This window comes from Polaromonas sp. CT11-55 (assembly GCF_047303325.1).
In the GTDB taxonomy this organism is placed as follows: Bacteria; Pseudomonadota; Gammaproteobacteria; order Burkholderiales; family Burkholderiaceae_C; genus Polaromonas.
In genome coordinates this window covers 12,501-29,984 of the sequence record NZ_JBKBEX010000012.1, presented here as the reverse complement: position 1 = coordinate 29,984, position 17,484 = coordinate 12,501, and the positions used below count along the sequence as shown (strand labels likewise).

At 59.9% G+C, this 17,484-nt stretch carries 13 protein-coding genes and 2 rRNA genes (1 of these 15 cut by a window edge); 6 read left to right on the top strand and 9 right to left on the bottom strand.

The features are described from left to right. Positions 1–127: 127 nt before the first annotated feature. Both ACEN8I_RS12945 and ACEN8I_RS12940 read right to left on the bottom strand, forming a co-directional pair. A complete protein-coding gene (locus ACEN8I_RS12945) occupies positions 128–1,225 on the bottom strand; it encodes a M4 family metallopeptidase (RefSeq protein WP_413328879.1) in 1,098 nt (365 codons plus the stop codon). Between the two features lie 12 nt (positions 1,226–1,237). Beyond that, positions 1,238–1,657, bottom strand: a complete 420-nt coding sequence (locus ACEN8I_RS12940) for a 4'-phosphopantetheinyl transferase family protein (RefSeq protein WP_413328878.1) — start codon at positions 1,655–1,657, stop codon at positions 1,238–1,240. 392 nt (positions 1,658–2,049) lie between these two features. Between ACEN8I_RS12940 and ACEN8I_RS12935 the strand changes: the two genes are divergently transcribed. Genes ACEN8I_RS12935 through ACEN8I_RS12925 form a run of 3 tightly spaced genes read left to right on the top strand, consistent with a single transcriptional unit; the run spans position 2,050 to position 6,874 of the window. Continuing rightward, on the top strand, positions 2,050–3,831 hold the full coding sequence (locus tag ACEN8I_RS12935) for an adenylate/guanylate cyclase domain-containing protein (RefSeq protein ID WP_413328877.1): 1,782 nt from the start codon (positions 2,050–2,052) through the stop codon (positions 3,829–3,831). A 26-nt stretch (positions 3,832–3,857) separates the two neighbouring features. Then, positions 3,858–4,982 (top strand): phosphatase PAP2 family protein, encoded by a 1,125-nt coding sequence (locus ACEN8I_RS12930; RefSeq protein ID WP_413328876.1) that lies wholly within the window; start codon positions 3,858–3,860, stop codon positions 4,980–4,982. Between the two features lie 8 nt (positions 4,983–4,990). Next, entirely contained in the window at positions 4,991–6,874 is a 1,884-nt protein-coding gene (locus ACEN8I_RS12925) for a hypothetical protein (RefSeq protein ID WP_413328875.1), read from the top strand. A gap of 13 nt (positions 6,875–6,887) precedes the next feature. Here ACEN8I_RS12925 and ACEN8I_RS12920 read toward each other — a convergent pair whose 3' ends face one another. The 5 genes from ACEN8I_RS12920 to ACEN8I_RS12900 all read right to left on the bottom strand — a co-directional run bounded on the left by ACEN8I_RS12920 (position 6,888) and on the right by ACEN8I_RS12900 (position 11,485). Then, a complete protein-coding gene (locus tag ACEN8I_RS12920; protein ID WP_413328873.1) occupies positions 6,888–7,505 on the bottom strand; it encodes a Crp/Fnr family transcriptional regulator in 618 nt (205 codons plus the stop codon). Between the two features lie 84 nt (positions 7,506–7,589). Further along, the gene (locus tag ACEN8I_RS12915; RefSeq protein WP_413328872.1) at positions 7,590–8,252 is read right to left on the bottom strand and encodes a helix-turn-helix transcriptional regulator; all 663 of its coding nucleotides are present in this window, start codon (positions 8,250–8,252) and stop codon (positions 7,590–7,592) included. Positions 8,253–8,399: 147 nt separating this feature from the next. After that, complete coding sequence (locus ACEN8I_RS12910) at positions 8,400–9,308, bottom strand: esterase/lipase family protein (protein WP_413328871.1); 909 nt, start codon at positions 9,306–9,308, stop codon at positions 8,400–8,402. A 43-nt stretch (positions 9,309–9,351) separates the two neighbouring features. Next, positions 9,352–10,962, bottom strand: coding sequence for a GMC family oxidoreductase N-terminal domain-containing protein (locus ACEN8I_RS12905; protein ID WP_413328870.1), 1,611 nt, complete (start codon positions 10,960–10,962; stop codon positions 9,352–9,354). Positions 10,963–10,978: 16 nt separating this feature from the next. Continuing rightward, positions 10,979–11,485, bottom strand: a complete 507-nt coding sequence (locus tag ACEN8I_RS12900) for a hypothetical protein (protein ID WP_413328869.1) — start codon at positions 11,483–11,485, stop codon at positions 10,979–10,981. Between the two features lie 67 nt (positions 11,486–11,552). Between ACEN8I_RS12900 and ACEN8I_RS12895 the strand changes: the two genes are divergently transcribed. The 3 genes from ACEN8I_RS12895 (at position 11,553) to ACEN8I_RS12885 (ending at position 14,999) form a co-directional block, all read left to right on the top strand. Beyond that, positions 11,553–12,293: an FFLEELY motif protein gene (locus ACEN8I_RS12895; RefSeq protein ID WP_413328868.1), complete on the top strand. Its 741-nt coding sequence runs from the start codon at positions 11,553–11,555 to the stop codon at positions 12,291–12,293. A gap of 75 nt (positions 12,294–12,368) precedes the next feature. Further along, on the top strand, positions 12,369–14,054 hold the full coding sequence (locus ACEN8I_RS12890; protein WP_413328867.1) for an AMP-binding protein: 1,686 nt from the start codon (positions 12,369–12,371) through the stop codon (positions 14,052–14,054). Positions 14,055–14,078: 24 nt separating this feature from the next. Further along, positions 14,079–14,999 (top strand): MBL fold metallo-hydrolase, encoded by a 921-nt coding sequence (locus ACEN8I_RS12885; RefSeq protein ID WP_413328866.1) that lies wholly within the window; start codon positions 14,079–14,081, stop codon positions 14,997–14,999. 224 nt (positions 15,000–15,223) lie between these two features. On the opposite strand, the gene rrf is transcribed toward ACEN8I_RS12885, so the two are convergent. Together rrf and ACEN8I_RS12875 are read right to left on the bottom strand one after the other, a co-directional pair. Further along, positions 15,224–15,336: ribosomal RNA gene (rrf, locus tag ACEN8I_RS12880) — 5S ribosomal RNA — on the bottom strand. Between the two features lie 143 nt (positions 15,337–15,479). Beyond that, positions 15,480–17,484: ribosomal RNA gene (locus ACEN8I_RS12875) — 23S ribosomal RNA — on the bottom strand (it continues 875 nt past the right edge of the window).

Genomic DNA, 17,484 nt, shown 5'->3' with positions numbered 1-17,484 from the left:
CAGCGCAACGACATCTTCTATTTATCCCTCTCCACAACAGGAAAAACCATTAAGCGAATCGTTGCACGAGCCCCGCAACAAATCAAGGCATTAGTGGCTTGGAGTGGCTTTGTCTGAGAATAGCTTCTTAGGGGAGGACCTTCACGGCCTGCCAGGCCGAGGCCACGGCCATGTACTCTTTTGACTTACTGCCAAAGCGCGCGCTGGCCACGCGGCTTGTCGCCCGCGCCGCATCCAGGAAGCTGGCCTTGGGCTTGAGCTTGGGAAAGGCTTCGTACCAGATGGGGCCGGCCTTCTCCCAGGAGAAGCCGCCTATTTTTCGGGCAGCGAGGTAAAACGCATGGTTGGGAATGCCCGAGCTGTCGTGGACGTCGGCACCGTCCACGTATTGTTCCATGGTCTTGAACTGGTCGTCGTCATACCAGGTCAGCTTGCGGTTGCCGGGGTCTTTGAGCGAGCGTATGGCCTTGCCGTGCTGCGGCGCGAGCATGTTTTCGCCGAGCAGCCAGTTGGCCTGAGCCGCCGTCTGGCCCAGGTGCCACTGTTTGACCATGCTGCCCATGACGTCGGAGAAAGATTCATTGAGGGCGCCGGCCTGGCCCTGGAGCACATGCGTCTGCTCCTCGAACTCGCGGTCCTTGCGCGCCAGTTTGACCACACCCAGCCCTCCGGGAATCATGTGCTGGATGACGCCATGGCTCAGTTCGTGGGTGATGATGTCCAGCGCCTCGGTGAAGCCCCCCACGTTCTCGTCGCCGTCCCCATAGACCATCTGCTCGCCGGTCCACATTGCATTGGCAAAGTCCTTGCCGAAATGCACGGCCGACTCCACACGCATGCTGCGGTCGTCCAGGGAATCCCGCCCGAAAACCTGGTGGAAAAAATCCAGGGCGATGCCGGTGTTGTCGTAGACCTGGTTCACAGCGCGATCCTTGACCGGCTTGTCTCCTTCATGGCGCACCGGCTTGCCCGGCAGGTCGGTGTCGAAGCCGGCATTAAAAATACTGCGGCGGTAAGCCTGTGCAGGCATGAAGCCCTGGGGAGACTGGACCGTGCGGGGCACCACCGCCTGCTTGGCGCAGACATGGCGATGCGTGCGCAAGCGCATGCTGTGCTCGATGTGGCTGTCAATTCGCTTGCGCCCTTCCTCCCCGGATTTTTCGGCAAGCTTGCGAAAGAGTTTGGACGGGACGGCAAAACAAAAACAGCGGTAGGCGGGTTTCACGAATTCGGCCCTTCAGTGCGAAAAAAACCGGGGCGCAAATGCCAACAGGCTCAAGCCGCCCGAATGCGGCAAACTGAAGCCGGTGGCACGGCAATCCACCAAACAAGGCTTGCCATAGGCTCCCGTGCCAATGCGAACGTCAGCGGCAGCGACACCGGTACGCCCAAGCACCATTCGCAGCACCGCGCGCGTGGCGTGGCGCTGACGGCGCTCTTCGGGCGGGATGATGCCGGAATACTGCTGCGGCAGGAAGTACGCAAGCGTCGAATAGCTCTTTTGCACGCTGAACTGTCCCAGCGTGATGATCACACTGAAAAGAGGCAATAACAGGGTGCTGAAAAGCATCCCGATGAGATATGCAGAGCCCACCCATCCGGCATAAACGATATCAATGCGCCCTTCCGACACGAGAGACAGAATCAGAAAAGGCAATATTTGAAACGGGAGGGAGCCTGTCGCTGAAAAAACACCGGCCCCAATTAGTACGCGCAAAATTAATCCAATCTGGAATCCCGATGGTCTTTTCGCTCACCTGGCACCCTATCGCCTTCAGCACAGGATCAGAAGTTGAACACTGCGGACGATATTTTTCCCAAGGCGGCTAGCCCATCCGCGACATAGGATGGCGACGTTCATCCCAGTTTTTGTATAAGGCAGCCGCAAAGCGGACCTTGCATCAAAAACCGCAGCTAAATGCAATCTACCATGGGTTTTGCTCAAGCATAACAATTCCGATGTTTCTGCAGATAAAGCCGCGCACAGTATTTCCATTACCCGCGTTCTCCTCCAAAATGAGGAGGTAAAACTTTGTTACGCCAGTTACGATGAATCCCCCGACCGAATTACCTACCCGCATGGGCCGAAGCACGAAGGTGCTGCTGGTCATGGATGTGGTGGAGTCCGTCAGGATCATGGAGCAAGATCAAGATGGTTTCGTACAGAGGTGGCAACAACTGGTGCTGCAAGCTGAGCAGCAAATTCTGCCGCAGCATGGCGGCCGCATCGTCAAAAGCCTGGGTGACGGGCTGATGCTGGAATTTGCCAATGCCCAAGGTTGCATAAAAGCCGCATTTTCCTTGCAGGACTTCAGTCGGCAAGTCAATGCAGGCTGTCACCCCGATCAGCAAATGTTCCTTCGCATGGGTGGTCACCTGGCCAGTTTCGTGACGGATCATCACGACATCTATGGCACCGATGTCAATCTCACCGCACGCGTCTGCACCCTCGCAGGTCCCGGGGAAATGGTTGTTACCGCAGAGTTGCGCGATCAGCTCGCGCCCATGCTTGACGCTGATGTCGAAGATCTGGGGGAGTGCCACCTCAAACATGTCAGTGCGCCCATCCGTGCCTACCGCGTCGGCCCACCCGGTCACGCGTCGATTGTGCAACACGGCAATGCCCTCGAATTGAATTTGCGGCCAACCATCGCAGTTATTCCGTTCAAAATGCGCAGCAGCGAACCGGGCCATGAATTGCTTGGCGAAGCTTTGGCCGATGAAGCGATCGCCGCGCTGTCCCGAACTGCCGAGCTCCACGTGATCTCACGCCTGTCGACCACAGTATTCCGCGAGCGAGCGGAAAACATCGAAGACATACGTACTCATTTGGGTGCCACCTATATTCTGTCGGGTACCTGTCGCAGCGCCGGAACGCAATTGGCCTTATTCGTTGAGTTAATCGACGCAAAGACAGGACATATTCTTTGGGCGGACAGCCTTAAGGGGCAAATCCATGGGCTGTTTACGACGGATGACGAACTGATTGCCAGGCTGGTAGCTGCGGTCAGTTCGTCTGTCATGACGCAACAGCTTCAGCGGGCGCGTAGCCAAGCCCTGCCCACGCTTGAAGGATTCACTTTGCTTCTTGGTGCGGTTGCGCTCATGCACCGGACACAATTCTCAGAGTTCGATCGTGCGCGCACAATGTTCGAGGCACTGATTGATCGCAGCCGGCGCCACCCCATACCCCACGCATGGCTAGCCAAGTGGTACGTACTCAGAGTGCAGCAAGGGTGGACTGACGATCCCATGCGGGATACCCAACGCGCTCTAGATTGCACCAAGAGAGCTCTCGACGAAGACGCCAATTGCGCGTTGGCCTGGACCATTGACGGGTTCGTGCATACCAATCTCCTCCGAGATCTGGACGGTGCGAGCGACCGCTACGAAACGGCGCTGACAATCAATCCGAATGAATCCTTGGCCTGGCTTCTCAAGGGAACACTTCACGCGTTCAAAGGCGAAGGCGCCGCCGCAGTTTCCAGCACCGAGCGGGCTTTATTGCTGACCCCGCTCGACCCATTGCGTTATTTTTACGACTCCTTGGCAGCAACAGCCAACGCGTCGGCCAATGCATATGACCGGGCTATCGAGCTGGGCCAACGCTCCCTCAAAAGTAATCGCATGCACACGTCAACTTACCGTGCGCTTGCTATCGCTCAGGCGCGAAGCAACAGACTGGTCGAAGCTCGCGAAACGGTGACGCAACTACTCAAGCTTGACCCAGGCTTCACCCTGCGCAGCTTTGCCGCTCGATCCCCGACCAGCAAGTTCGCACACGGCCAAGAATTAATAGCAGCACTTCGCCTGGCGGGTGTACCGGAATAGCATCAATTAACAAACGGGAGGTAGGTATGAGCGTCCTTGGTGGTTACGGCGGTTACGGTGGGTATGGCGGTTACGGTGGGTATGGTGGCTACGGTGGGTATGGTGGCTACGGTGGGTATGGTGGCTACGGTGGGTATGGCGCGCCTGATGCCAACCCGATGCTTGCGGATGCCCTGACAAAAAGCCGCGCGGCCCTCACCGGCCCATTCCAGGGCCCCACCCTTCCAGTCAACCTGCCTCTTCCAATTGACAAACCAGATCGATTGGCGCAGTGGGCCGCCGAGCGGCGCCTGCAGGTCTGTGAGCTTGAACTCCTGGGCGGACTTCACTTCGGTGTCCAGCATGCCCGCGAGTCGGTCACTCTGGCATTTGTGGACCTCAACAGGAGGCCGCTGAAGGTCCACGCCATTGTCCGCCTGATCCGGCCCACGGCCAAGGTATTCAAGCAGCAGGTGGAACTGGTGGCCAACTACGCAGAGCTGCGTGAAGACCGCGGCAGCGAAATCCTGAGCCAGATGACGCCCCAGGTCCCGTATTGGGGATCCATCGTGGGCCTGCAGCCGCACCGCCATAAATGGACGCTGGAGCTGATCACCCTGGTACTGACCTTCACGTCCGACGTGGAAATGCGCTTCAAGCACGCCTTCGCCTGCCCACGGCCCATGGAGCTGTCACCGCAGATCCAGCCCATGATAGACACTCCCGGCCATGCCAGCTGGCCCAGTGGCCACGCCACCGAAGCCTTCGCCGTCGCCACGGTGCTGCTGGCCTTGCTTGAAAACGCTAACGGCACGGGGGCCAAATACCGGGAGCAACTGGAACGGCAAGCGGCGCGTATCGCGGTGAACCGCACGGTGGCAGGCCTGCACTATCCGGTGGACAGCGCCGTGGGCCGGCTGCTCGGAACAGCGCTGGGCGAGTTTTTCGCGGCGCGCTGCCTTGGCAACAACCAGCTCCACGAACGCGGTTTCGACGGCCGCAAATTCCATGACGCCCAGGGCAAGGTCGTTGACTTCGATCTGCGTGTTTCCATGGACGACAACCACAGCGGCTACTACCAGTACCTCAGCAGGATCGGTACCGTGGCGGCCTCGCCGCTGCTGGCCTTTATGTGGTCCAAGGCGGCCAAAGAGTGGGAACCCCTGAAGTAAGGACACCCATGACCTGGCAAAAACTCCCCAAGGGCGGCTTCACCGGCATTGACTGGGCCAAGCCGGACGCGACGAAAGGCTTCGATCCCTACCTGGTATGGGCCGAGACCGACAGCTTCGCGGGTTACGGCGGCACGCAGCCAAAGTGGCTTGCCGTGGCGATTGAACTGAACCCCGGCGTCAGCATCGCCCAGTTCATAAGCGCTGCCTCGCCGCAATGGCTGCATGTGCCGCCGGTATACACCTCCAGTGCCGCGCCGGTGGGGCTGCGCTACTGCACGGCCCGCGTCAAGCCGGCGTTCTTCAAGCACATCCAGCCTGGCGGCAGCCTGCATGCGCTGGTCAGGCGGCTGGAACTGGGTTTGGCCGCCGGCCTTCACACGGAAGGCCCGGGCTTCATCGGGACGACGACCGGCGCCCCGCCTCTACTCAAGGGCAAGGTCATGGCGCTGATCGACGACGGGCTGGCTTTTGCGAATGCCAGCTTCTTGCACAAAGGCAAGGCGCGTACGCGCTACTTTTGGCGGCAGGACGGCAAAGGCGTAGGCCGATCGCCCGCTGGCCTGGGTTACGGCCATGAGCTGACGGCCGCCGACATCAACCACGCGATGCAGCAGCGCAGCTACAACGGCCTGGTGGACGAAGGCGAGGTGTACCGGCATTTCAAGCTCGAAGCACTGCAAAAGCGCGTCAGTCACGGCACGCATGTGCTGGACCTGGCTTGCGGCCCGCGCACGCTGATGGCGCAGATGGCCGATCTCCCGCCCGGCTTTGACGGGCCGGCCAGCTGGGCCCTGGCCGATGACGATGCCAGCCGCAGCGACATCATCGCGGTGCAGCTGGACTACGACACTGTGGCCGATACTTCGGGTGGCTCGATGAACGTACACGTCCTTGATGGATTGATGTATGTTCTTTCCCGCTGCGCGCATGATACGAAAATCGTGACCAACATCAGCTTCGGCACCCTGGCCGGGCCGCATGACGGGAGTTCACTGCTGGAAGCGGCGATGGACCAGCTGATCACGCTGTGCGGCCAGCGGCTGCGGATCGTGCTGGCGGCAGGCAACAGCTACCAGTTGCGCACGCACGCCAACGTGACCTTGGCAAAAAATGAGCACGCAGTACTGCACTGGCGCGGGCAACCCGATGACGCCACCGAGAACTTCCTAGAGCTATGGCTGCCGCCGCAGGCCCATGGCATCCGGATAGAGATCACGCCACCTGGACAGGCTGCACTGCCAGCCCTGGGCTTCGGCGAGTCCCGCATGTGGACGGGCAACGGCACGCAGCCGCTGTGCGCGCTGATTTACCCCAAAAGCGTGGCCACCGGCACACACGGCACTTGCGCGCTGATCGCATTGGCACCCACCTTCAGTTTCGACAAAGGCGTGGCCACGGCCCCCAGCGGCGTATGGCAGATCAAGCTGACCAACACGCAGCCGGGCAAGGTCACGATAGATGCCTATGTGGAACGTGACGACGTGGTGACCGGCCCACGAGGCGGGCGCCAGTCGCACTTTGAAGACAAGCTGTACGACATGAGCGGCAACCCGGGCTCTTTCGTGGATCACCCCGACAATCCGACCTTGATCCGGCGCAGCGGCAACTTCAACAGCATTGCCACCGGGCGCAAGACGGTGTCCGTGGGCGGCACGCGGATCGTGGGGTCGCATTGGGCGCATTACTCCCCGCAGAAGCCTGACCCCGATGCAAGCAGGCCAGAGCGTCCCGGCGTGGTGAAGACCCCCAGCACCGCGGCGTTCAGTGATGAAAATCCCATCATGACGGGAGTTCGGGCTGCAGGCACCTACAGCAGTTCGGCGGTCCGGCTGAGGGGCACCAGTGACGCAGCGCCGCAGGAAACGCGGCGGATCTTCAACGCGATATAAGACGCCTTCGCCGCTACCAGCGGCTGGGCAGTTTCTTGAGCAGGGTGATGCGCTTGGTGCCCATCTCGATGTAGCCGCCCTTTTCAAGGTCTTTGAGCAGGCGGCTCACCATCTCGCGCGAGGCGCCGACACGGCTGGCGATGTCCTGGTGGGTGATGGACTCCAGCGTCACACCCTCTGCGGTATCGCGGGTCGCCACGTCATCGTGCTCTTCCAACACGGCAATCAATCGCCCATATACGTCGAGCAACGCCATATTGCGGGCGGCTTCCGTGGCGGCACGCGCGCGGCGAATCACTTGGACCACCAGATTTATGGCAAATCCGGGCTCATACACCAAGTGCTCACTCACTTCGGCACGACTCAACACGGCGCAGGTACAAGGTTCCAGGGTGATGACCGAGGCGGAGCGGGGTCCGCCGTCCAGCGACATCTCGCCAAAGTAGTCGCCGGAGTGAATCCGGCCGTAGGTGATTTCACGGCCGCTTTCGTCCATGGAAAACACCTTGACGCTGCCTTTGAGCAGCACGTAGAGGTTGTCCCCGATTTCCCCTTCGTTGATGACGACCGCCTTCTTGGGGTAAGTGCGTACCACGCCGCGCATGGCGAGGGTGCGTAATTCGGGGGTCAAGTGAGCGTAAAGATCTTCTTCGGGAGGTATTTGCGGACTCATGATGAGCCGTAATCTAGCACGTTGCCGCCCCCCCTGCGGCGATCAATGAATCTGTCCGACCGGCGCGGGGGCGATGGGTGGCAAAATCGCCACGCGGTTGACCAGTTCCCGGACGCCGCTGGAAGCGGTCTTGGCGCACAGGCTGCGCACGTGGCTGCGCACGGTGGAGACCGCGACTTTCATCTGGATGGCGATCTCGGGCGTGCTCAGGCAGCGGCACAGGAGGACCAGCACCTGCTCTTCCGTGTGGGTGAGGCCGTGGTTGCGGGCAAACGCGCCGAACACACCGGACTCGCTCACACCCACACGCGACAGCACCAGCGCGATCCGGTCGCAGGGCACGCCCATCTGGCGCTGCAGCGGCACCAGGGCCAGGGTGAAATCCGCGCCCTCGCCCGCCAGCCTGATGAGGCCGCGCTTGCCCGCTATGGCTTTGCCCAGGGCGGTCTGGAAAGCCTTGGCATCGGGTGGCATGAGGACTTTCAACTCGCCCCGCTCCGCACCCAGTACGACGCAGCGGTCCAGCTCGCGCCGGGCGGCCTGGTTGACGTGCAGGAGCTTTCCCTGGGCGCTGACGACAAGCACCCCGTGGGCCAGCTCATCCACCAGGAAGGCGAGCAGGGCGGGCACCGAATCGGTCTCGTCCAGGGGAAATGAAGGCGCGGCCTCCAGGAAGACGGCATTGGGCTGTGCAAACAGGGTCACGGGAGGCACTCCATCCTACAAATAGATGAAGACGAGCATAAAAAGCCCGGCCCAATGTAGATAGTGAATATGACGGGTCATTCTTGTGAGAAATTCACACGAATCCGCCCGGATTGCCGAATTCCACCGCTCCGGCGGCCCTGTTATTCAGCCCGGCTCGCGCTCCAGCATGGCCAGGGTGGCATCCATCACTTCAGGCAGGAATGCCATCTGCACGTGGGCAGCGCCGCGGATCAGGCGGTTGTTGGCGCCCGGCAAGGTGGCGGTAGAGGTCGGGAACACGATGTTGTCGCAATTGGAGTACCAGCAGGTGAACAGCGTATGGCGGTCCGCCGGCATCTCGTGGTCCAGTTGGGCCTGCCAGTCGGACTGCAGCCGCATCTGCCGGCCGTTGTGGCCGTGGCCGAAGCGCGCCAGCCAGGTTCCGCGATGCGGCGAGCCTATGGTGACTACATGGAAGACGCGGGATTCGGCTCGCATACGCTTGAGCCAGGCCCGCACGGCGAGCCCGCCCATGCTGTGGCACACCAGCAACGGCGGCAGCCCGGTGGCTTCGGTGACTTGGCGGACGGCCTCATCGATCTGCGGCGCATAGTCGTCGATGGAGCCGAACAGGGGTTCAAGGTTGACGGCAACAAAAGCCCGCCCGCTAGCGCGGACGCGCTGTAGCCAGGGTGTCCACAAGCCGCGGTTGCAAAAGAAGCCGTGCACAAACACGACGCCGCGGCGCGCCTGGAGCGCGTCGGCGGGCGCGAGTTGGTCCGGCACCACGTTCATGCGAAAAGGCTGGCGCCAGCAGAACACGCGCGGCGCCGTCAGGGTCTCCCCCAGCCAGGCGCGCAACAGCTCCCCCCAACTGGGCCGGGGCTCAGGGTCCCGCTTGTTGACGTGGTGAAGAACGACGAATTCGAGGGCCAGAAAAACGGTGTACCCCAGCGCGATGGCCAGAAAGCCCGCAACCGCCAGAAACGGGGAATCGCCGAGAAACCAGAACAGCCAGCCAAAGGCCGCGGCGACCAGGGACAGGGTGATGAGTCTTTGTAGTTGGGCCAGCATCGGTCAGGCAAAGGAGAAAAAAGCGGTAGCAAGCCGCAGTATCTCAGGCCAGTGTGACACCACGGCCCGAGAGCCTGGCCGCCAGGCCCTGCGCCAGGCGGTTCACCATGCCGTAGATGGACAGCTGCGGGTTCGCGCCTATGCTGGTCGGGAACAGCGAACCGTCGTGGATGGACAGGTTCTCGATTTGCCAATGCACACCGTCCGGCCGGGCGACGCCCTGGCGTTCGTTGCCAGCCAGGCCGCAGCCGCCCATGACGTGGGCGCTCACCACCCGGGTCAGCAGGGGTTTCAGGGGCAAGGCCTTGACCGCATCACGGGCTTGCGTCCAGGAGGTGTAGGGCTGGGCCATCTCGTGCAGCGGCAGCACCTGTTTCGCGCCCGCCGCGAACTGGATCTCCATCATCGACAAAAGCGCCCTGCGCGCGCCTTCCATGACGTAGTCCGTCAGCGGGTAGGCCAGCACGGCGGAGTTGTCGCTGCGCAGCTTGACCTGCCCACCCTTTGATTCGTCATGGAAACCGTCGCGCAGCAGCGCCAGCAGGGTGTGGTTGTAGGGAAAGGATTTGAGCAAGTCGTGCTGGCCCTGGCCGAAGCCCGGCACGGTCGAAGCAAAAATCACCGGGTGCAGCGGCGGGGCTTCGAGCTTGTAGCCTATGGGGCCGTCTATTGCCTGGGTCTCCAGGAAATGGTCGGAGTAAATGGTTTGCGGTGCACCGCTCCAGGCCTCCACTTTTTGCTCAAACACGCTGGAGGACATGACCACCGGATGCAAAAAGGTCCGCATGCCCAGCACGCCATGCGGATCCGGCGCCTGCGAACGCAGCAGCACGGCCGGCGAATTGATGGCGCCGCCGGCGAGCACATAGTGTCTGGCGACGATCTTGGTTGCGCCGCTCGCCGTTCCGGGCGATGCGCCCACGCTGCGACACAAGAGCGCAGTGACCTTGCCGTTGGCCAGCTCAAAGCGTTCCGCGCGGGTTTCGGTCAGCAGCTGCGCGCCCCTGTCGAGCGCCGCAGGAATGGTGGTGACCAGCATGGACTGTTTGGCATTGGTCGGGCAACCCAGGCCGCAGGAGCCGAGGTTCCAGCAGCCTTTGACATTGCGCGAAATGGCCGATGCGGGAATCCCCAGCTTGGCCGCACCCCGGCGCAGCAAGTCGTTGTTCTCGTTGGGGGGAACCAGCCAGGGCGTGATGTTCAGGCGCTGCTCCGCCTGGGCAAAGTAGGGCGCCAGTGCTTCGGTGGTGTAGCCGTCCAGCCCGAACCGGTCCTGCCAGAATTTGAGCGTGGAGCCCGGCGTACGAAAGGAGCTGGTCCAGTTCACCGTGGTGGAGCCGCCCACGCAGCGTCCCTGCAGGATATTGATGGCCTTGTCTTCGGTCTTGCGCGCCGCGCTTTCCTGGTAGAGCGAAGGATAGGCTTCGGATTCCTTCTGGTTGAAGTCGCTGCTGCTTTTGAGCGGGCCCTCTTCAACCATCACCACCTGCAGGCCGGCCTTGGCCAGCAGCTCGGCCGTGACGCCGGCGCCTGCGCCGCTGCCTATGATGGCGACATCGCAACTGAGTTTTTCGGGCGCCGGCGGCAACGCGCCGCCCATCACTTTCCAGCCGCGCGCGAGGCCTTCGCGGATCGGGTCTTTCAGTTGGCTCATTCTGCTTTCGGGATCTTTATATCTTCATGGGCCCGGGATATCCCAGCAGCGCCCAGCTGGCCGGATCGGAGAAATACGCGCCTGCGGTGATGTCGTGCAAGGCGGCGTAGGCCTGCTGCCGCAGTGCCATCCAGGAAAGGCGCATATCCTGAAGCGACTGCTGGATGTCGGTGACGGAGGCCTGATGCCAGGGCTGGTTCAAACCGGCCAGCGCGCGCCGGCCAGCGGCACTCGCCAGCAAGGCCAGCAACTGCGACAGCTCGGCCTGCGCGTAGGGCGGCAAGGACAGCACCAGCACATCGATGCGGCCGAGCAGGCCGTTCAATGCGATTTGCCGCGCGCCCTCATCGGCTGGCAGTGTTTTGTCGAGCACGGCCCGACCGACGGCCGAAAACACCTCACGCCCCGACGCGCTCAGCGCGCCACCGGCCAGGCCCGGCTGCAGCAATGCTGCCGCACCGCCGGCCACCAGCAGCACGGCGGCCGACGCGGCGCTGAGCTTGAGGAGCGTTCTTCTGTGCATGCTGGAAGTTTCTCACGCGCATTTGGGTTTCAATAGGGGCCCGTACCTAGATACACTCCGGGTTTGTATGGACGCCTCCGCACAACAAATACACGACGCGCTGGAGACCGTGGCGAAGCTCAGGCAACAGCACAGGGCCGATCCGCCACTGGCTCTGGCCAATGCCGAGCTCAAGCGCTTCCAAGCACGCCGTTTTCAAGCTACTTACTCCGACCTGCTGCACAGCCACCGGTATAAAACCGCGGCCACGTTTTTTCTGCAGGAGCTCTACAGCGACAAGGACTACGCCGAACGCGACCAGCAGTTCGCGCGCATCGCCGGCACCATCGCCAAGCTTTTTCCGCAGCCTGTGGTCAACACCGCGGCCGCGCTGGCGGAAGTGCACGCGCTGACGGAGCAGCTCGACGACCTGATGGCGCGCGAGTGGCTGGCGGACATGGGGAGCATGCCCCAGAGTAATGTATGTGCCCGCTACATCCGCTGCTGGCGCCGCGTGGGGGATATCGCCGCGCGCAAGCGGCAGCTGGAGGTGGTGCTGCATCTGGGACAGGAACTCGACCGCCTGACCCGCACGTTCGGCCTTCGCACCTTGCTCAAAATGATGCGCGGACCCGCAGCCGCGGCCGGGCTGAATTCACTGCAACACTTCCTGGAGACCGGCTTCGATGCCTTCGCCACCATGCGCGGCGCGGGTGAGTTCCTCAGGCTCATCAAAGACCGCGAGACAGCGTGGATCCACTCCCTGTTTGAGGACGATGCTGTCACCTGCGAGACCCGATTGAGCCATTTGCTCGCTGCCGGGCCCTGATATCGCGCCCACATTAGGACAAGCCCCATACGGATTCCGCTTGGCGGCTTTCACAATGAGCCGCAAGGAGTTTGTATGAACAAGCATTGGCTCAAGAGTTATCCCGAAGGCGTATCGCACGAGATCGACACCGAACAGTTCCGCTCGCTCACTCACCTGCTGGAGGACTCCTTCAAGAAAAATGCGGCCAAGCCCTTTTCGGTGTGCATGGACCGCTGGATGAGCTATGGGCAACTCGACGAGCTCTCGTCGTCATTGGGCGCCTGGCTGCAGAGCCTGGGCCTGGAGCCCGGCGCTCGCGTGGCCATCATGCTGCCCAATGTGCCGCAGTTCGCCGTCACCATGGCGGCCATCCTGCGGGCGGGTTACACCTGCGTCAACGTCAACCCGCTGTACACCGCGCGGGAGCTGGAGCACCAGTTGCGCGATTCCGGCGCGACGACCATCGTCATCCTGGAAAACTTCGCCGCCACCCTCGCTGAGGTGATTGAACGCACGCCGGTGAAGAAGGTCGTCGTAGCCTCCATGGGCGATCTGCTCGGCTTCTGGTACGGCCAGTGGATCACTTTTGCCGTCCGCCATCTTGCCAAGCTGGTGCCGGCTTACAAGCTGCCGTTGAGCGAGGGGCGCACTGTCACCGCTTTCAATCGCGCGATTGCCGAGGGCAGCCGCCTGGCGCTTAAGCCCGCTCAAAGCACACTGGATTCCATTGCGTTTCTGCAGTACACCGGCGGCACCACCGGCCTGTCGAAGGGTGCGGTGCTGACCCATCGCAATATCGTTGCCGCGATCCTGCAGGCGGAGGAGTGGTTCACGCCCGCCTTAAAGCGCGTGGGCGACGTCAGCAAAACCAACAATATTGCAGCCTTACCGCTGTACCACATCTTCGCGCTGACGCTGTGCCTGCTCACCATCCGCTGGGGGGCCCACCTGACGCTGATTCCCAACCCTCGCGACTTCGGCAAATTCATCGAGGTTCTCAAGAAGCGACCCTTCCATATGTTGCCTGCGGTCAACACGCTGTTCAACGCGCTGCTTCAACATCCGCAATTCAAGACGGTTGATTTTTCCAGCCTTTGCGTCTCCCAGGCGGGCGGCATGGCCGCATCCGAGGGGACGGCGAAACACTGGCTGCAAGTCACGGGCTGCCCCATGATCGAAGGCTGGGGCATGAGCGAGACCTGCGCGATCGGCACCAACAACCCGGTGATCAACAAGGAATTCACCGGCACCATAGGCCTGCCCCTGCCCAGCATCGAGGTCGCGATCAAGGACGATGAGGGAAAATCGCTTGCGTTGGGCGAATCCGGCGAGATTTGCATCAAGGGCCCGCAGGTCATGACGGGCTACTACCAGCAAGCTGAGGAAAACAAAAAGGCATTCACTTCAGACGGTTTTATGCGCACCGGCGATATCGGCATCATGGACGAGCGCGGTTACACCAAAATCATCGACCGCAAGAAGGACATGATCATCGTCTCGGGCTTTAATGTGTTCCCCAATGAGCTTGAGAACGTGATTTCCCTGTGCCCAGGCGTTGTCGAATGCGCCGCCATCGGCATCGCCGACGACAAACAAGGGGAAGCCGTCAAGGTTTTTGTCGTGAAGAATGACCCTACGCTGACCGAAGACGAGGTGAGTGCCTATTGCAAGCAGCATCTCACCGGCTACAAACGCCCCAAATACATTGAATTCCGCGATGACCTCCCCAAAACCAATGTCGGAAAAATCCTCAGGCGTGAGTTGCGCGCGTCAGCCTGAGTACTTTTTCGCGGGAATTTGCTGATGGCCCAGCCGGATTTGCCGCCGGGGGTCCATGTTTTTGAGCGCGGCTGGCTCTCCGCCAATAATATTTTGTTCACCGGCGGCGGCGAAACCGTGTTGGTGGACAGCGGGTATTGCACACATGCGCCGCAGACGCTGGCCTTGGTGGAGTCCGTTTTGGGCCCGCGGCCACTCGATATCCTGATCAACACGCATTTGCACAGCGATCACTGCGGCGGCAATGCGGCTTTGCAGGCGCGTTACCCCGATCTCCGCACCCTGATTCCTCCTGGTCACGCACAACAGGTCGCTGATTGGGACCCGGTAGCGCTGACATATTTGCCGACCGGACAGCTTTGCCCGCAATTTGGCTTCACGCGGGCGCTACGGCCGGGAAGTTCCAAGCTCTTTGGAACTGAAATGTGGGAGGTTCATGCTGCGCCCGGCCATGATCCCCACTCGCTGATCTTCTTCGAACCGCGAAGCCGCGTACTTATTTCCGCCGATGCCTTGTGGGAAAACGGGTTTGGCGTGGTGTTTCCCGAACTCGAAGGGGCAGATGCCTTCTCCGAAGTGGCCGCGACGCTGGATTTGATTGAACGATTGAACCCGAAAATCGTTGTTCCCGGGCATGGCCGCGTCTTCGCGTATGCACCGCAAGTGCTGGCGCGCGCGCGCCAACGCCTGGATTCGTTTGTCGGCAATCCAGGCAGACATGCTCACCATGCCGCCAAAGTCCTGCTGAAATTCAAATTACTGGAAACCCAGCGCCAGGATTTTGATGCGTTTATGCAGTGGGCCATTGAAACGCCGTATTTCATGCAGATCAAAGGCAAGTTTTTCGCCGATGTCCCCGCCCGCGCATGGATAGAGCAGCTCAGTGCCGAGCTGGTCGCGGCCGGCGTCGCACAGAGGGACGGCAGCTGCATCGCGAATGCTTGAGCCTGCTTGGTAAATTCGTATCTGGCGTTGGGAGCTTTCTCTTGCGCTGCGCCGGACTGTTCACCAGGCATCTTCTTCCGTCCTTCTGCCTCCCCCACAAACGAAAAAAGCCTGCATGAATCCATGCAGGCTTTTTAATGTCCAGTCACTAGGCTCAAATACTGAATGCACAAAAGAAAACGCCCGGCTGATCAAAAATCAACCGGGCGTTCCTTGCTGTAAGAGCCTGACGATGTCCTACTTTCACACGGGAATCCGCACTATCATCGGCGCTAAGTCGTTTCACTGTCCTGTTCGGGATGGGAAGGAGTGGTACCAACTTGCTATGGTCATCAGGCATAACTTTTTGACAGATTGTCCAAAGAACAATCCATCGAATTCATAGAGCTAATCAGCTTGTATTTAGATTCGCACAGCTGCTGGGCTGTGCTTTTTGAATGCGTCAACTTGGCATAACAACTTCGAATTAATCAAAGTTATAGGGTCAAGCCGCACGAGCAATTAGTATCAGTTAGCTTAACGCATTACTGCGCTTCCACACCTGACCTATCAACGTCCTGGTCTTGAACGACTCTTTAGGGGGCTCAAGGCCCCGGCAGATCTAATCTTGAAACGAGTTTCCCGCTTAGATGCTTTCAGCGGTTATCTCTTCCGAACTTAGCTACTCGGCAATGCCACTGGCGTGACAACCGATACACCAGAGGTTCGTCCACTCCGGTCCTCTCGTACTAGGAGCAGGCTTCCTCAAATCTGCAGCGCCCACGGAAGATAGGGACCAAACTGTCTCACGACGTTTTAAACCCAGCTCACGTACCTCTTTAAATGGCGAACAGCCATACCCTTGGGACCGGCTACAGCCCCAGGATGAGATGAGCCGACATCGAGGTGCCAAACACCGCCGTCGATATGAACTCTTGGGCGGTATCAGCCTGTTATCCCCAGAGTACCTTTTATCCGTTGAGCGATGGCCCTTCCATACAGAACCACCGGATCACTATGTCCTGCTTTCGCATCTGCTCGACTTGTCAGTCTCGCAGTTAAGCACGCTTATGCCATTGCACTATTAGCACGATGTCCGACCGTACCTAGCGTACCTTCGAACTCCTCCGTTACACTTTGGGAGGAGACCGCCCCAGTCAAACTGCCTACCATGCACTGTCCCCGATCCAGATAATGGACCTAGGTTAGAACCTCAAACACACCAGGGTGGTATTTCAACGTTGGCTCCATGCGATCTAGCGACCACACTTCAAAGCCTCCCACCTATCCTACACAGATCTGTTCAAAGTCCAATACAAAGCTACAGTAAAGGTTCATGGGGTCTTTCCGTCTTTCCGCGGGGAGATTGCATCATCACAAACATTTCAACTTCGCTGAGTCTCAGGAGGAGACAGTGTGGCCATCATTACGCCATTCGTGCAGGTCGGAACTTACCCGACAAGGAATTTCGCTACCTTAGGACCGTTATAGTTACGGCCGCCGTTTACTGGGACTTCAATCAAGAGCTTGCACCCCATCATTTAATCTTCCAGCACCGGGCAGGCGTCACACCCTATACGTCGACTTTCGTCTTAGCAGAGTGCTGTGTTTTTAATAAACAGTTGCAGCCACCGATTTTTTGCAACCTCATTGGGCTCCCCAAGTAAATGGTTCACCTACTAAAGGCACACCTTCTTCCGAAGTTACGGTGTCAATTTGCCGAGTTCCTTCTCCTGAGTTCTCTCAAGCGCCTTAGAATACTCATCTCGCGCACCAGTGTCGGTTTGCGGTACGGTCGTGTGTAGCTGAAGCTTAGTGGCTTTTCCTGGAAGCAGGGTATCACTCACTTCGTCTGCAAGCAGACTCGTTATCACCCCTCATCTAAGCCCGGCGGATTTACCTACCAGGCACGACTACAGGCTTGAACCAACATATCCAACAGTTGGCTGAGTTAACCTTCTCCGTCCCCACATCGCACTACACATCGGTACAGGAATATTGACCTGTTTCCCATCAGCTACGCATCTCTGCCTCGCCTTAGGGGCCGACTCACTCTACGCCGATGAACGTTGCGTAGAAAACCTTGCGCTTACGGCGAGGGGGCTTTTCACCCCCTTTAACGCTACTCATGTCAGCATTCGCACTTCTGATACCTCCAGCAGGGTTTACACCACCACCTTCACAGGCTTACAGAACGCTCTCCTACCACTTGCAATAAATTGCAAATCCGCAGCTTCGGTAACTGGCTTAGCCCCGTTACATCTTCCGCGCAGGACGACTCGATCAGTGAGCTATTACGCTTTCTTTAAATGATGGCTGCTTCTAAGCCAACATCCTGACTGTTATAGCCTTCCCACTTCGTTTCCCACTTAGCCAATTTTAGGGACCTTAGCTGGCGGTCTGGGTTGTTTCCCTCTTGAGTCCGGACGTTAGCACCCGGTGCTCTGTCTCCCAAGCTGTACTCATCGGTATTCGGAGTTTGCATTGGTTTGGTAAGTCGCCATGA

Excerpts from the sequence above, each read along its gene's own strand:
- ACEN8I_RS12935 (WP_413328877.1), top strand. The coding sequence starts at position 2,050 with ATGAATCCCCCGACCGAATTACCTACCCGCATGGGCCGAAGCACGAAG.
- ACEN8I_RS12910 (WP_413328871.1), bottom strand. The coding sequence starts at position 9,308 with ATGCTGGCCCAACTACAAAGACTCATCACCCTGTCCCTGGTCGCCGCG.
- ACEN8I_RS12900 (WP_413328869.1), bottom strand. The coding sequence starts at position 11,485 with ATGCACAGAAGAACGCTCCTCAAGCTCAGCGCCGCGTCGGCCGCCGTG.
- ACEN8I_RS12885 (WP_413328866.1), top strand. The coding sequence starts at position 14,079 with ATGGCCCAGCCGGATTTGCCGCCGGGGGTCCATGTTTTTGAGCGCGGC.
- ACEN8I_RS12905 (WP_413328870.1), bottom strand. The coding sequence starts at position 10,962 with ATGAGCCAACTGAAAGACCCGATCCGCGAAGGCCTCGCGCGCGGCTGG.
- ACEN8I_RS12930 (WP_413328876.1), top strand. The coding sequence starts at position 3,858 with ATGAGCGTCCTTGGTGGTTACGGCGGTTACGGTGGGTATGGCGGTTAC.
- ACEN8I_RS12890 (WP_413328867.1), top strand. The coding sequence starts at position 12,369 with ATGAACAAGCATTGGCTCAAGAGTTATCCCGAAGGCGTATCGCACGAG.
- ACEN8I_RS12925 (WP_413328875.1), top strand. The coding sequence starts at position 4,991 with ATGACCTGGCAAAAACTCCCCAAGGGCGGCTTCACCGGCATTGACTGG.
- ACEN8I_RS12895 (WP_413328868.1), top strand. The coding sequence starts at position 11,553 with ATGGACGCCTCCGCACAACAAATACACGACGCGCTGGAGACCGTGGCG.